The organism is Escherichia sp. AM3 (assembly GCF_032029835.1).
GTDB classification, from domain to species: domain Bacteria; phylum Pseudomonadota; class Gammaproteobacteria; order Enterobacterales; family Enterobacteriaceae; genus Escherichia; species Escherichia coli.
Window position 1 is genome coordinate 1 of record NZ_JAVUPQ010000484.1, and the last position, 648, is coordinate 648.

1 protein-coding gene is annotated in these 648 nt (G+C 60.0%); it reads left to right on the top strand.

The window, feature by feature from the left end; all coding sequences use genetic code 11:
• Positions 1-2 precede the first annotated feature (2 nt).
• On the top strand, positions 3-648 hold a 646-nt coding region (locus tag RTW80_RS26760; protein ID WP_312721116.1), incomplete at its 3' end, for a plasmid SOS inhibition protein A.

The following is a 648-nucleotide window of genomic DNA, read 5'->3' on the forward strand; positions in this document are numbered from 1 at the left end:
CACTGGTTCCTCTCAGCACAGAGCAACAGGCCGCATGGCGGGCGGTGGCGGAGACCGAAAAACGCCGCCATCAGGGTAACACGCTGGCTGAATATCCGTATGCGGGGGCGTTTTTCCGCTGTCTGAACGGAAGCCGCAGGATATCGCTGTCTGACCTGCGATTTTTCCTGCCGTCCCTGACCGCAGTAGAACTGCACGGCAACCGTCTTCAGTGGCTGTATGCCATCGATGTGCTGATTGAAACACAGGGCGAGGTTTGCCTCCTTCCCCTTCCAGGCGATGCAGCAGAACGCTTGTTCCCGTCGGTGCGGTTTCGTGTCAGGGAACGCAGTCGCCATAAATCCGCGCTGGTCATGCAGAAGTACAGCCGCCAGCAGGCGAGGGAGGCAGAGCAGAAAGCCCGTGCGTACCAGGCGCTGGTCGCTCAGGCTGAAATCGAACTGGCATTCCATTCGCCGGAAACAGTCGGAAGCTGGTATGCACGCTGGAGTGACCGGGTGGCAGAGCATGACCTGGAAACCCTGTTCTGGCAGTGGGGCGAGCGTTTTCCGTCACTGGCCGGAATGGAACGCTGGCAGTGGCAGGATATGCCATTCTGGCAGGTCATCGCAGAGGCTGGTATGGCGGCAAGGGTGGTCGGTCATGCTG